The organism is Corynebacterium sp. HMSC063G05 (assembly GCF_001810555.1).
GTDB classification, from domain to species: domain Bacteria; phylum Actinomycetota; class Actinomycetes; order Mycobacteriales; family Mycobacteriaceae; genus Corynebacterium; species Corynebacterium jeikeium_D.
Genome location: NZ_KV801829.1, coordinates 1 through 1,209, shown reverse-complemented (window position 1 = coordinate 1,209; position 1,209 = coordinate 1). Strand labels below are relative to the sequence as shown.

Here is a 1,209-nt window from a genome sequence, read left to right as displayed (position 1 = left end):
GGTAGTAGTCGCGCGATGCGGGATGGCAGTTCGACGCGATCCACGCCGATTGAAACATCGCGTTTTTCAACTGTTTATTGCCGGCCCTGGTGGGAAACTCGCCGCGGATCGACGTACCCGACTGCCGGGTGGTCGGCGCGATGCCGGCGTAAGCGGCCAAGTGCGCGGCGTCGGCGAAGTCCTGGCAATCGCCGATGGACAGCAAGATGTTGGAGGCGGTCTTGATGCCTACGCCGGGCATCGACATCAAGACCTGGGCAAGAGGGAACGATTCGAGCATCTCCGAGCCATGTCCGGCGATCGTGTCGCGCTGTGCTTGAAGCGCTTCGATGTTCGCCGCCAGCTGGGGAATGACCAATTCTGCTGCCGCCATGCCGGGTACCGTGACAGTTTGCTCGGCAAGGGCGGCGAAAATTGCGAGGGTATCAGGGTCCTTCTTGGCGCGGTTGCGTATCCACTTCAGGACCCGGCCTCGACCTGCGGCGGCCAGTTTTGTCGGACCTTCGTAGTGGATGAGCGAGTCCAGCACCAGCGTGCGCGAGAGAATCTCGCCTGCAAAGACGCGCTCGAGTGCGGGGTGAATCTGTGTGAGCACGCTGCGAAGGCTGTTTTTCGTTCGGGTGGCGTCTTTGGCGATGTCGTCGTGGAATCCGGCGAGCATCTTCAGCGCTGCTAGTGTCTCGTCGTCGCGGTCGACTGCCCGCAGTGTGTGCGGCATGGTGCGGGCGGTGTCGGCGATGATGAATGCATCCCGGCGGTCAGTTTTTGATCGTCCAGGGTAGAGGTCGGCTGCTTTTCGCATGGCTAGGTCGGGGAGGTCTCCGACCGTGCAACCGCAGTCGCGGGCCACTGCGATGGGCAGGGCGCCGATGGTGTTGGGTTGATCGACGACCATGAGAACGCCGCCGTGGGCCTGCATGGACGCGAGGATTTCGCGCTGTGCGGCTTCGTCTTGGGGCAGTGGTTTGTCGTAGATTCTCTCGCCGGTGGTGGTCAGCGCGCTGGCATGGTGGTCGGTTTTGCCGACGTCGAGGCCGATGATGATGTCGGGTGTTGTGGACGGTTCCATGGTGGTGTCCTTCTGTTGCGGCTGGTCGCCGGTGTCTTGGACATCCGTTGCAGGCACCCACGTTACGACGAGACCTCTGTTTGGTCCGTGTCCCTATTAGCTGTCAGCGGTTGTCCCCGGTGTCCGGTGGCAACACCCCC

At 62.4% G+C, this 1,209-nt stretch carries 1 protein-coding gene; it reads right to left on the bottom strand.

The genetic code is table 11. From position 1 onward, the window contains the following. On the bottom strand, window positions 1–1,069 hold a 1,069-nt coding region (locus tag HMPREF2751_RS00005), incomplete at its 3' end, for an IS110 family RNA-guided transposase (RefSeq protein WP_083304384.1). Window positions 1,070–1,209: the final 140 nt, after the last annotated feature.